This window comes from Pseudonocardia petroleophila (assembly GCF_014235185.1).
In the GTDB taxonomy this organism is placed as follows: Bacteria; Actinomycetota; Actinomycetes; order Mycobacteriales; family Pseudonocardiaceae; genus Pseudonocardia; species Pseudonocardia petroleophila.
The window spans coordinates 6227291-6238926 of sequence record NZ_CP060131.1; the positions used below are offsets into that span (position 1 = coordinate 6227291).

The window sequence follows — 11636 nt, forward strand, 5'->3', positions numbered from 1 at the left end:
TCCATGCTCGTTCTCGGACCCGTCCTGCGGCACGTCGGCGAGACCACCGCACAGGTCTGGGTGCAGACCGACGAGCCCGCCACCGTGCGCGTACTGGGCTGCGAGGCCCGCACGTTCGAGGTGCAGGGCCACCACTTCGCGCTGGTCGGCGTCACCGGGCTGACACCGGACAGCCGCACCCCCTACGAGGTGCACCTCGACGGCGAGCAGGTGTGGCCGCTGGCCAGCACGCCGTTCCCGGCCAGCCTGATCCGCACGCGCGGCCCGGACTCCGACGGGTCGAACCGGATCATCTTCGGCTCCTGCCGGTACGCGAAGGTGGCCGATCCGAAGCTCGCCGCGAAGCTCGGCATCGACGCGCTCGACGCGTACGCCACGCGGATGGTGCACCGCGATCCCGCGGAGTGGCCCGACGCGCTGCTGCTGCTCGGCGACCAGGTCTACGCCGACGAGCTGACCCCGCGGATCCGCCGCCGCATCGCCGGCCGCCGCGACAACCACCCCGACTGGCCCGACGACGAGATCGTCGACTTCGGCGAGTACGTCGGCCTCTACCGCGACGCCTGGTCCGACCCGGAGATCCGCTGGCTGCTCTCCACGGTGCCCACCGCGATGATCTTCGACGACCACGACGTGCGCGACGACTGGAACACCTCGAAGGCCTGGCGCGACGAGATGCGCGCGACCAGCTGGTGGGAGCACCGGATCCGCGCGGGCCTGGCGTCGTACTGGGTGTTCCAGCACATCGGCAACCTGCCGCCCGAGGAGCTCGCCGCCGACTCCGACGCCGCGCGCATCCTCGGCGCCGAGGGCGACACGTGGCCGCAGCTCGCCGAGCTGGCCGACCGCGCCGACGCCGAGACCGACGGTGCGAAGGGCGTGCGCTTCAGCTTCCGCTGGGACCTGGGCCGCAGCCGGTTCATCATGATCGACTCCCGGAACGGGCGGATCCTCGAGGACGGCCAGCACCTGATGCTGGGCGATCCCGAGTTCGACTGGGTCGAGGCCGCGGTGCACGCCCCCGGCTCCGTCGACCACCTGGTGCTCGGCACGTCGCTGCCGTGGCTGCTGCCGCACGCGATCGGCGAGCTGCAGACGGTCAACGAGATCGCGGCGGCGAAGCCGGGATGGCGCGGGCGGCTCGGGGAGTCGATCCGCCAGGGGGCCGACCTGGAGCACTGGGCGGCGTTCCGCGAGTCCTTCGACCGGCTGACCCGGATGATCGAGCGCGCCGCGCGGAGCGGGGTGGCGTCGGTGAACGTCCTCTCCGGCGACGTCCACCACAGCTACGCCGCCCGGGCCGACCTCGAGTCGGCACCGCCCGCCGCCGTCCACCAGCTCACGTGCTCGCCGGTGCACAACCACGTCGAGTGGTTCGTGAAGCCGGGCTTCCGGCTCGGCTGGTCGCGGTTCACCCGCCGGCTCACCGAGCGCTGGTCCGAGCGGGCGGGCGCCCCGGCCAAGACCGTCGACTGGGAACGCCTGGCCGGCCCGCTGTTCGGCAACACCATCGCCACGCTCGACATCACCGACCGCACGGCCGAGGTGATCTTCGAGCAGCCCACGTCGCCCGCCTCGCTCGCCGAGCGCGCCCGTCTCGAGCTCACCGCACCCGCTCCCGTGGAGGTCGCCACGTGACACCGCCCCCCTCGGCCATCGCCGGCCAGACCGTCGTCCTGCGGCCCACCACGGCCGCCCACGTGCCGCGGTTCCTGGAGGTGCTCTCCCACCCCGAGGTGGCGAAGTGGTGGGGCGGCTACGACCTGGAGCGCGTGCGGCGCGAGCTGCTCGGCCCGCAGGGCTACGCGGTGGAGCTGCACGGCGACGTCGTCGGGCTGATCATCTACTACGAGGAGGACGACGCCGACCACCGCCACGCCGGCCTCGACCTCGCCCTGCACCCCGACGCCCACGGGCAGGGCCTCGGCGCCGACGCGATGCGCACGATGGCCCGGTTCCTGTTCGAGGTCCGCGGCCACCACCGCATCGTCATCGACCCGGCCGCCCACAACGAGCGCGCGATCCGCAGCTACACCCGCGTCGGGTTCCGACCGATCGGCGTCATGCGCGACTACGAGCGCCGCCTCGACGGCAGCTGGCACGACGGCCTGCTGATGGACCTGCTGCCCGACGACCTGGTCTGAGGCCTCAGAAGCTGGTGCGCTCCAGCCACGTGTCGAGCACCGCGGCGTCGCCGAGCACCTCGACGCGCGAGGCCGGGACCCGGCGGGTGACGGCGAGCAGCAGGTCGGCCGCGGTCCCGCGGACGGCCGCCGCGCCCTTGCCGTGCCCGTGCTCCCACTCGACGCCACCGCCGTCGGTGCCGCGGACCAGCCACTCCCCCGCCTCGCCCAGCCCGTCGTCGGTGGCGTGCAGGTGCAGCACGGTCCCCGCGGCCAGCGGCGGGTCCCCGCCGTCGGAGCGCTCCGCCAGCAGCGCGATCCACTCCGACAGGCCGTCGGCGGCCAGCTCCGGCTCGATGTCGTAGGGCACGCCCAGGGCCAGCGCCGCGTCGGCCCGGTGCACCGTCGACTCGTGCAGCCGCCGCCGGATCCACCACGCGGCGGGGCGCGGGCCGAGGAACGTCCAGACCGGCACGTCGGGGCCGGTCCCGTCGACGGCGTCGAGGAGCGTGCGGGGGCTCTCGTGCAGCCAGCCGACGACGTCGTCGCCGGGCTTGCCGCCCGCCACCTCCCGCGGGTCGACGAACGCCCCGGTGCGCACGATCGTCGCGGCCCACCGGTCGCCGCGCCCCACGTGCCGGACCAGCTGCTGCAGCGTCCAGCCCGGGCAGGTCGGGACGGCGGTGTCGGCGGGCGCGTCCCGGACGAGGTCGGCGAGCAACCGGTTCTGGTCGACGAGGGCGGCGGCGTGATCCATGTCTCCACGCTAGCGACCCGTGCGGACAGGCATGGATCCCGGGAGGAGGGGGTAAGGGCACACCATGGCGCCGGATTCACCCGACTGGACGGTCCCTGCCCCGCTGCGTGCACTCTTCTGGTGGCCGGGGGCCGCCTTCGTGCTCGTGCTCGTCGCACCCGAGGCGGCGGTCGGGTCGATCGCGGCGGCGGGCCTGGTGCTGGTCACGTTCGGTGCGCTGGCCGAGGCGCTGCGCCGACGCGCCCGTGCCGTGCGGCCGGAGGGCACCGAGGTGCTGGCAGAGTACGAGCCGGCCGGCCGGGCCGTCGCCTGATCGACGGAGCACGTCACTCCCGGGGCCGCTTGTACGTCCGATAGTCGGATGTCAAACTAAATCCGTCGGCCGGGGTTCGCCCGAACACCGGAAGGCTCCCCGACGAGAGGACTCGGCGATGACCGACCTGCACGTGCCCACGAACCCGGTCCGGTTCGTCACGGCCGCCAGCCTGTTCGACGGCCACGACGCCGCGATCAACATCATGCGACGGATCCTGCAGCGGCAGGGCGCCGAGGTGATCCACCTAGGCCACAACCGCTCCGTCGACGAGGTGGTGGCCGCCGCGATCCAGGAGGACGCGCAGGGCGTCGCCATCAGCTCGTACCAGGGCGGGCACGTCGAGTACTTCTCCTACCTCGTCGAGCTGCTGCGCGAGCGCGGCGCCGGGCACGTCAAGGTCTACGGCGGCGGGGGCGGCGTCATCGTCCCGGCCGAGATCGAGCTGCTGCACAGCCGCGGCGTCGCCCGCATCTTCTCCCCCGAGGACGGCCAGAAGCTCGGGCTGCCCGGGATGATCAACCTGATGATCCGGGAGTGCGACACCGACCTGACGGCCACTCCCCCGTCCTCCTTCGACGGCCTGCGCACCGGCGACCACACCACGCTCGCCCGCGTGCTCACCCTCGCCGAGTCCGGGAAGCTCCCCGCCGACCTCGACCTGGAGCCGCGCCGCCCGGTGCCGGTCCTGGGTATCACGGGCACCGGCGGGTCCGGCAAGTCGAGCCTGACCGACGAGATCGTGCGCCGCTTCCGCCTCGACCAGGAGGACAAGCTCCGGATCGCCGTGCTCGCCGTCGACCCGACGCGGCGCAAGGGCGGCGGTGCGCTGCTCGGCGACCGCATCCGGATGAACTCCCTCGGCGGCGAGCAGGTCTTCTTCCGCTCGATGGCCACCCGCGGCGCCGACGCGAGCCTGCCCGAGCACCTCACCTCCGCGATCGCGGTGCTGCGCGCGGCCGAGTTCGACCTGGTGATCGTCGAGACCCCCGGCATCGGCCAGGGCGACGCCGGCATCGCCGGGCTCGTCGACCGCTCGCTGTACGTGATGACGCCGGAGTTCGGCGCCGCGTCGCAGCTGGAGAAGATCGACATGCTCGACTTCGCCGACGTCGTCGCGATCAACAAGTTCGAGCGCCGCGGCGCCGAGGACGCCCGCCGCGACGTGGGGCGCCAGCTCGTGCGCAACCGCGAGGAGTTCGGGAAGACGTGGGAGGACATGCCGGTCTACGGCACGTCCGCGGCCACCTTCAACGACCTCGGCGTCACCGCGCTCTACCAGCACCTGCGCGAGCTGCTCGTCGACAACGGCCTGGTCGCGGGCGAGGGGCGGCTGCCGCACACCGACCGCAAGACCTCCGCCGACCACGCGTCGGTGATCCCGCCGCAGCGCACGCGCTACCTCTCGGAGATCGCCGAGACCGTGCGGGGCTACCACGCCGACACCGAGAAGGCCGTCGACGCCGCGCGCGTCCGCCAGCACCTGCGCACCGCGCGCGAGCTCGTGGGCGAGGCCGTCGACGAGGAGCTGGCGAAGGCCGAGAAGGCCCTGCCCGCCGACGCCGCGGAGCTGCTCGACACCTGGCCGCAGGTCGTCGAGGACTACTCGGGCGACGAGCTGGTCGTGACGATCCGCGACAAGGAGCTCCGCACGCAGCTGACGCGCGAGACGCTGTCGGGCAACAAGGTGCGCCGGGTCGCGCTGCCGAGCGTCACCGAGGACGCCGACCTGCTGCGCTTCCTGCGCCGCGAGAACCTGCCGGGGCGCTTCCCGTTCACCGCCGGGGTGTTCCCGTTCAAGCGCGAGGGCGAGGACCCGGCCCGCATGTTCGCCGGTGAGGGCGACGCGTTCCGCACCAACCGGCGCTTCAAGATCCTCTCCGACGACTCCGACGCCAAGCGGCTGTCGACGGCGTTCGACTCCGTCACCCTCTACGGCCGCGACCCCGACACCCGTCCCGACGTCTACGGCAAGGTCGGCACCTCGGGCGTCTCGATCGCCACGCTCGAGGACATGAAGGTCCTCTACAGCGGCTTCGACCTCACCTCGCCGACCACCTCGGTGTCGATGACGATCAACGGCCCGGCGCCGTCGATCCTGGCGTTCTACCTCAACACCGCGATCGACCAGACGCTGGAGCGGTTCCGCGAGGAGGAGGGGCGCGAGCCCGACGACGCCGAGCGCGAGGAGCTCACGGCGTTCACGCTGGCCAACGTCCGCGGCACGGTGCAGGCCGACATCCTCAAGGAGGACCAGGGCCAGAACACCTGCATCTTCTCCACCGAGTTCAGCCTGCGGATGATGGCCGACATCCAGGCCTGGTTCATCGAGCACAAGGTCCGCAACTTCTACTCGGTCTCGATCTCCGGCTACCACATCGCCGAGGCCGGGGCGAACCCCATCAGCCAGCTCGCGTTCACGCTGTCCAACGGCTTCACCTTCGTGGAGAGCTACCTCGCCCGCGGCATGTCGATCGACGACTTCGCCCCCAACCTGTCGTTCTTCTTCTCCAACGGCATGGACGCGGAGTACACCGTGATCGGGCGGGTCGCGCGCCGGATCTGGGCCGTCGCGATGCGGGAGAAGTACGGGGCGAACGAGCGCAGCCAGAAGCTCAAGTACCACGTGCAGACCTCCGGGCGGTCGCTGCACGCGCAGGAGATGAACTTCAACGACATCCGCACCACGCTGCAGGCGCTGTGCGCGCTCTACGACAACGCGAACTCGCTGCACACCAACGCCTACGACGAGGCGGTCACCACGCCCACCGAGGAGTCGGTGCGGCGCGCGATGGCGATCCAGCTGATCATCAACCGCGAGTGGGGCCTGTCGCTCAACGAGAACCCGCTGCAGGGCTCGCACATCGTCGACGAGCTGACCGACCTCGTCGAGGAGGCCGTCCTGGCCGAGTTCGACCGGATCTCCGAGCGCGGCGGCGTGCTCGGCGCGATGGAGACCGGCTACCAGCGCGGCCGCATCCAGGACGAGTCGATGCTCTACGAGCACCGCAAGCACGACGGCACGCTGCCGCTCGTCGGCGTCAACACCTTCCTCAAGCCCGACGACCCCGACGCCGGCCCGGTCGAGATCGAGCTGATGCGCGCCACCGAGGCGGAGAAGGAGAGCCAGCTCGAGCGGCTCGCCGATTTCCAGGGCCGGCACGCGTCGGAGGCGCAGGAGGCGATCCGGCGGCTGCAGGACGTCGCCACCGGCGAGGGCAACGTGTTCGCCGAGCTCATGGCGGCGGCGCGGGTCTGCTCGCTGGGCCAGCTCACCGAGGCGTTCTTCGAGGTGGGCGGGCAGTACCGGCGCAACATGTGACCCGTGCGCGGAAAGGGGGGCCAGGGCCCTCCTCTCCGCGCACGAGTGTCGTTACGGGGCGGGCACGTGGCGCAGGTGCACGGCCAGCACCAGCGCGGTCCCGAGCAGCACCGTCACGTAGCCGACCAGCCCGAGCCAGCCGGCGAGGTCGAACGCGACCCCGCCGAGCAGGCCGCCGACGCTGGAGCCGGCGTAGTAGGCGAACAGGTACAGCGACGAGGCCTGGCTCGGGTCGCCGCCGGGCAGCAGCACCGAGCGGCGCCCGACCCAGCTGCTCGCCACCGAGTGCGCGCCGAAGAAGCCGATCGTCAGCAGCAGCACGCCGACGAGCACCAGAGGCAGGACGTCGGGCACGGTGATCCACGCCCCGGCCAGCGCCACCAGCACGGTGCCCCAGAGCACCTTGCGGCGGCCGAAGCGGTCGCCCAGGCGGCCCGCCGTCGTCGACGCGCCGGTGCCGGCGAGGTAGCCGAGGAACACCAGCCCGACCAGCGCGCCCGGCAGCAGGAAGGGGGCCGCGAGCAGGCGGAAGGACAGGAAGTTGTAGACCGTGACGAACGTGCCCATCAGCGCGAACGAGATCCCGAACAGGCAGCGCAGGCCGGGGTCGCGCAGGTGCACGCGCAGCGGGGCGCCGAGGTCGCGCAGCCGCACCGGGGCGGCCCGCACGCCGATCGAGGGCGGCAGCAGCGCCCGGAACGCCACCGTGCAGGCCAGCGACACGATCCCGACGGCCGCGAGCCCGGCCCGCCACCCGCCGAACTCCGCGACGGCCCCGGCGATCAGCCGACCGGACAGTCCGCCGATCGTGTTTCCCGCGATGAGCAGCCCGACCGCGCCGCCGAGCCAGCGCGGCGCGACCTCCCGCGTCACGTGCGTCATCAGCAGCGCCGGCAGGGCCGCGAGCGCGAGACCCTGCAGCGCCCGGATCCCGACGAGCACGCCGAAGGTCGGCGACAGCGGCGCGAGGAGGGCGAGCAGGGCCGACAGGGCGAGCGCCCACGTCATCACGCGCGCCCGGCCCCACGACTCCGCGACCGACGCCAGCGGGACGATCGCCAGGGCGAGCGTGCCGGTCGTCGCCGAGAGCACGAGGCTCGACGTCGACGAGGACACCCCGAACTCGCCCGCCAGCGTCGGCAGGAGCCCCTGCACCGCGTAGACCAGCACGAACGTGGCGATGCCGCCGAACCACAGCGCCGCGCCGAGGCGCCGGTACTCCGGCGTCCCGCGTTCGTGACCGGTGGTGGCGGCGAGGGTCGTTGTCATCGCTATCGACCCTACGTCGCCCGGGCCGCCTCAGCGCTGTGAGTCGCGACTCCGCCGCGCCGTGAACGCGTACTCGGCGAACTCCACCGTCCGCCGCAGGGTGAAGCCGAGGTGCTCGTAGAGCCGCAGCGCGGTGGCGTTGTCGGCGGCGGCGTGCAGGAACGGGACGTCCCCCCGCTCCCGGATCGCGGCGCCGACCGCCCGCACGAGCCGCGAGCCCAGCCCGCGCCCGCGCGCCTCGGGCGCGGTGCAGACCGCGCTGATCTCCGACCACCCGGCCGGGCGCATCCGCTCCCCCGCCATCGCGACGAGCGCGCCGCCGTCGCGGATCCCCAGGTAGGTGCCCATCTCGATCGTGCGCTCCAGGAACGGACCGGGACGGGTGCGCTCCACCAGGGCGAGCATCTCGGGGACGTCGTCCGGGCCGAGCACGACCGCCTCCGGGTCGGGCACCACCGCCATCCCCGACCCGTCGTACTGGACGCCGGGGATGAGCATGGTGCACTCCCAGCCCGCCGGGGCCGTCCGCGGATCACCCGCGGTGGTGACGGTCCCGAACCCCTCGGCGTCGCGCCACCCGTCGGCGTCGTCGGGGAACGCGGCCCAGATCGACATCTCCGGCGGGTAGCGCAGCGCCGAGCCGTGGCGCCGGGCGAACGGGGCGTGCGTGCCGGTCAGTGCGGAGTGCACCGGGGTGTCGAGCGGATGCATGGCCCGATCAGATCACGGGCGATCAGGCCGCCTGGGCGTGCGCCTTGCCGACGGCCGCCGCCCGCTCGAGGGCCTGCGCGTGCGAGGCCTCGGCCAGCGGGACGAGCTCGGCCATGGCCGGGGTGACCGGGGCCAGCGTCAGCTCGGCCTCGACGACGGTGAGGTCGGCGCCCCAGACGTCGGCGAGGATGCGCACCAGGTAGGGGGTGGCGTGGTCCCAGCCCTCGCGCGGGGTGCCGGCCCCGTAGCCCCCGCCGCGGGCGACGACCAGCGTGACCGGGCGCCCGGCCAGCGGCGACGCGCCCGGCGCGAAGCGCGGGTCGGTGATCAGCAGGTCGATCCACGCCTTGAGGTGGGCGGGGACGCCGAAGTTGTAGAGCGGGGTGGCGACGACGACCACGTCGGCGCGGAGCACCTCGTCGGCCAGCCCGGCGGCGACGGCGAGCGCCGCGCGCTGCTCGTCGGTGCGCTGGTCCTCGGGGGTGAACCCGGCGAAGGCGGCGACCGGCCAGACGTTCGGCAGCGGGTCGGCCACCAGGTCGCGACGGGTGACGGTGGCGTTCGGGTGCTGCTCGACGTAGGCGTTCTCCAGCGCGTCGGCGACCTCCCGGCTCACCGAACCGTCGACGCGGATGCTGCTGTCCAGGCGGAACAGGCTCAACGGACTCTCCTCAGAAGTGTGGTGCAGACGATGTTCTGTCTAGCAGACGATCGCTGCAACAGACAATATCGCGGCCCACTTCCTGCGTAGACTGCGACCGTGACCACACCGCCGCGCCTCGAGTCCGACCTGGGCTGGGCGCTGGGCACGGTCATGCGCAGCTACCTGCGCGCGGTCGACGAGGTCGTCGCCGAGGTCCCCGGCGGCCCGCGCGGCTACCAGGTCCTCGCCGCCGCCGGCCGCGGCGAGGCCGGCAGCCAGCTCGCGCTCGCCCAGCACCTGGGCGTCGACCGCACCGTGATGACCTACCTGCTCGACGACCTGGAGTCCGCCGGTCTCGTCGAGCGCCGCCCCGACCCGGCCGACCGCCGCGCCCGGCGCATCTGGATCACCGACGACGGCGGCGCCCGCCTCTGCGCGCTGGAGCGGGCGCTGCGCAGCGCCGAGGACGCCGTGCTGGCCCCGCTGGCCGACGAGGAGCGCACCGTGCTGCGCGAGCTGCTGGCCCGCATCGCGCTCGGGTCCGCCCCGGTCGACCCCTGCCAGGTGGCGGAGGAGCTGCGGGCGGAGGAGATCAGCGCACCCCGAGGTCGAGCTCCGCGACGATCCGCCGCTGCACCGACGCCACCGCCCGGAACGCCTCGCGCAGCGACGCCCGCGTCACGGCGCTGAGGTCGACCGGGCGCACCAGGTCGTCCGGTTCCTCCCCGGCCCGCAGCTGCTCGACCTGGTGCGCCAGCCGCAGGCCCAGCACCAGGTGGAACGCCTCCTCCAGCGTCGCCGCCGCGGCGGGCGACAGGGTGCCCGCGGCCGCCGCGGCGCGCAGCCGGGCCGGCGTCGACGCGCTCGTCACCCCGGCCGCCATGCCGGCCCAGCGCGCCAGGTCGACGACGGGCACGAGCCCGCCGCGCTTGAGGTCGAGCCGGCCGCGGTGGCGCCCCGAGTGCTCCACGACGAAGTCGCGCAGGAACCCCGTCGGCGGGCGGTGCGCGAGGGCGTAGCGGCCGAGCAGGCGCAGCAGGTCCGGGTGGCGGCGGGCGTCGCGGAAGACGTCCGGGACGGCCGGGCTCGCCCGCACGCCCCACACCGGCCGGGCGTCGACGACCAGGGAGACGAGGATGGGTGCCTTCTCCTGCGTCGGGTCGCGCAGCCAGCCGCGCGCCGCCGCGGCCCACGCCTCGTAGGAGCGGGCGAACAGCGGGTTGGTCGCGACCGCGCCGTTCGCGTCGGCCCGGAACCCCGCGGCGGCGAGCCCGGCGAGCACCCGCTCGGCGAGCGCGCGGGAGTGGGCCGCGGCGTCGGCGTCGCGCTCGGGGCCGACCCAGACCAGCGCGCTGTCGACGTCGGAGGACGGCACGGCCTCGCGCCGGGCGAGGCTGCCCAGCGCCAGCCAGGTCAGCGGGCGGGGCGGGGCGCCCAGGTCGGCCACCGCGAGGTCGACGAGCCGGCGGGTGACGGCGTCGACGACGACGGCGGTGATGCCCGCGACGTCCCCGGCGGCGACGCGCGCGTCGTGCAGCCCGATGATCGTGGGTGTCAGCTCCCGCGCCGCCGCGACGACGTCGGCCACCGACCCGGCCCGGGCGATCCGCGCGCGCAGCCCGAAGCTGCTCCGCGTGCTGGCCGCCACGACGTCGACGTCCTCCAGCACGCCGAGCACCTCCCCCGTCGGGGACAGGACCGGGACGTGCCGGACCCCGCGGTCGAGCATGTCGAGCAGCACCTCGCCGCCGAGCCGGTCGGCGGCGGCGGTCCACGCGGGGGCGGTCATCGCGTCCGACAGCGCGGAGCCGGTGTCGGTGCCGTCGGCGACCACGGCCCGCAGGTCGCGGTCGGTGAGGATGCCGACGCGCCCGTCGACCAGCGGGACGACCACGGCCGACGCGCCGCAGCCCGTCATCCGCTGCGCCGCCTCCCGGATCGTGGTCGAGGGCGGCGCGGTGCACAGCGGGGCGCGGATCAGCTCGCCGACGGGGCGCTGCGCCGGATCGGGCCCGTGATCGTCACCGAGCGGCGTGAGCAGCGAGCGGGCGACGTAGCGCAGCCCGCTCGGGCGCCCGAGCAGCGCGCGGACCGACTCCGCGGGCAGCCGCAGGCACGTGGTGGCGCCGCGGGCGACGGCGGAGAAGCCCAGCGGCAGGCCCGAGAGCATCGCGGCGTGCCCGAACAGCTCGCCCGGGCCCAGGAGGTCCAGCACGCGGCCGCCGTGCACGATCTCCACGGCCCCCGTCTGCACCACCCGGACGTACGCGGGCGGGCCGAGCCCCTCCGCCAGGATCGTGGTGCCCGACCGGTGCTCCTCGGGCTCCGCGACGGCCGCGAGCGCGGCGAGCTCGTCCTCGTCGAGGGCGTCGAAGGGCGGGTGGGCACCGAGGAACGCCCCGACCGTCACCGGCGGGCCCCGACCATGATCACCGGAAGTGGTCCCCTCGTGTCACCGGCGACACCCACCGACCACTCCTGGCGATCACCTGCCCGCG

10 protein-coding genes are annotated in these 11636 nt (G+C 74.0%); 5 read left to right on the forward strand and 5 right to left on the reverse strand.

Translation table 11 applies throughout. The features are described from left to right. The first annotated feature begins 3 nt into the window (after window positions 1-3). Entirely contained in the window at window positions 4-1638 is a 1635-nt protein-coding gene (locus tag H6H00_RS30455) for an alkaline phosphatase D family protein (RefSeq protein ID WP_185719058.1), read from the forward strand. Beyond that, window positions 1635-2144, forward strand: coding sequence for a GNAT family N-acetyltransferase (locus H6H00_RS30460; protein WP_255425453.1), 510 nt, complete (start codon window positions 1635-1637; stop codon window positions 2142-2144). Before H6H00_RS30455 ends, H6H00_RS30460 begins: the two co-directional genes overlap by 4 nt. Before the next feature lie 4 nt (window positions 2145-2148). Here H6H00_RS30460 and H6H00_RS30465 read toward each other — a convergent pair whose 3' ends face one another. Next, window positions 2149-2880 (reverse strand): maleylpyruvate isomerase family mycothiol-dependent enzyme, encoded by a 732-nt coding sequence (locus H6H00_RS30465; RefSeq protein WP_185719059.1) that lies wholly within the window; start codon window positions 2878-2880, stop codon window positions 2149-2151. A 64-nt stretch (window positions 2881-2944) separates the two neighbouring features. Between H6H00_RS30465 and H6H00_RS30470 the strand changes: the two genes are divergently transcribed. After that, a complete protein-coding gene (locus tag H6H00_RS30470) occupies window positions 2945-3193 on the forward strand; it encodes a hypothetical protein (protein WP_185719060.1) in 249 nt (82 codons plus the stop codon). A 118-nt stretch (window positions 3194-3311) separates the two neighbouring features. Beyond that, window positions 3312-6515: a fused isobutyryl-CoA mutase/GTPase IcmF gene (gene icmF / locus H6H00_RS30475; protein WP_185719061.1), complete on the forward strand. Its 3204-nt coding sequence runs from the start codon at window positions 3312-3314 to the stop codon at window positions 6513-6515. Window positions 6516-6566: 51 nt separating this feature from the next. On the opposite strand, the gene H6H00_RS30480 is transcribed toward icmF, so the two are convergent. From H6H00_RS30480 to H6H00_RS30490, 3 genes are read right to left on the reverse strand one after another with little or no spacing between them, the layout of a single operon-like run. After that, window positions 6567-7784, reverse strand: coding sequence for an MFS transporter (locus H6H00_RS30480; RefSeq protein WP_185719062.1), 1218 nt, complete (start codon window positions 7782-7784; stop codon window positions 6567-6569). A 30-nt stretch (window positions 7785-7814) separates the two neighbouring features. Then, the gene (locus H6H00_RS30485) at window positions 7815-8495 is read right to left on the reverse strand and encodes a GNAT family N-acetyltransferase (RefSeq protein ID WP_185719063.1); all 681 of its coding nucleotides are present in this window, start codon (window positions 8493-8495) and stop codon (window positions 7815-7817) included. A gap of 22 nt (window positions 8496-8517) precedes the next feature. Continuing rightward, window positions 8518-9156, reverse strand: a complete 639-nt coding sequence (locus H6H00_RS30490; protein ID WP_185719064.1) for an FMN-dependent NADH-azoreductase — start codon at window positions 9154-9156, stop codon at window positions 8518-8520. A gap of 99 nt (window positions 9157-9255) precedes the next feature. On the opposite strand from H6H00_RS30490, the gene H6H00_RS30495 reads away from it, so the two are divergent. Next, a complete protein-coding gene (locus tag H6H00_RS30495) occupies window positions 9256-9828 on the forward strand; it encodes a MarR family winged helix-turn-helix transcriptional regulator (RefSeq protein WP_255425454.1) in 573 nt (190 codons plus the stop codon). Here the strand turns inward: H6H00_RS30495 and H6H00_RS30500 are convergent. Further along, entirely contained in the window at window positions 9731-11548 is a 1818-nt protein-coding gene (locus H6H00_RS30500; protein WP_185719065.1) for a putative nucleotidyltransferase substrate binding domain-containing protein, read from the reverse strand. The two genes, H6H00_RS30495 and H6H00_RS30500, sit on opposite strands and share 98 nt — an antisense overlap. Between the last annotated feature and the right edge of the window lie 88 nt (window positions 11549-11636).

Bases quoted from the DNA above. Each gene is read 5' to 3' on its own strand.
- H6H00_RS30455 (WP_185719058.1), top strand. From the start codon at position 4: ATGCTCGTTCTCGGACCCGTCCTGCGGCACGTCGGCGAGACCACCGCA.
- H6H00_RS30465 (WP_185719059.1), bottom strand. From the start codon at position 2,880: ATGGATCACGCCGCCGCCCTCGTCGACCAGAACCGGTTGCTCGCCGAC.
- H6H00_RS30470 (WP_185719060.1), top strand. From the start codon at position 2,945: ATGGCGCCGGATTCACCCGACTGGACGGTCCCTGCCCCGCTGCGTGCA.
- icmF (WP_185719061.1), top strand. From the start codon at position 3,312: ATGACCGACCTGCACGTGCCCACGAACCCGGTCCGGTTCGTCACGGCC.
- H6H00_RS30480 (WP_185719062.1), bottom strand. From the start codon at position 7,784: ATGACAACGACCCTCGCCGCCACCACCGGTCACGAACGCGGGACGCCG.
- H6H00_RS30485 (WP_185719063.1), bottom strand. From the start codon at position 8,495: ATGCATCCGCTCGACACCCCGGTGCACTCCGCACTGACCGGCACGCAC.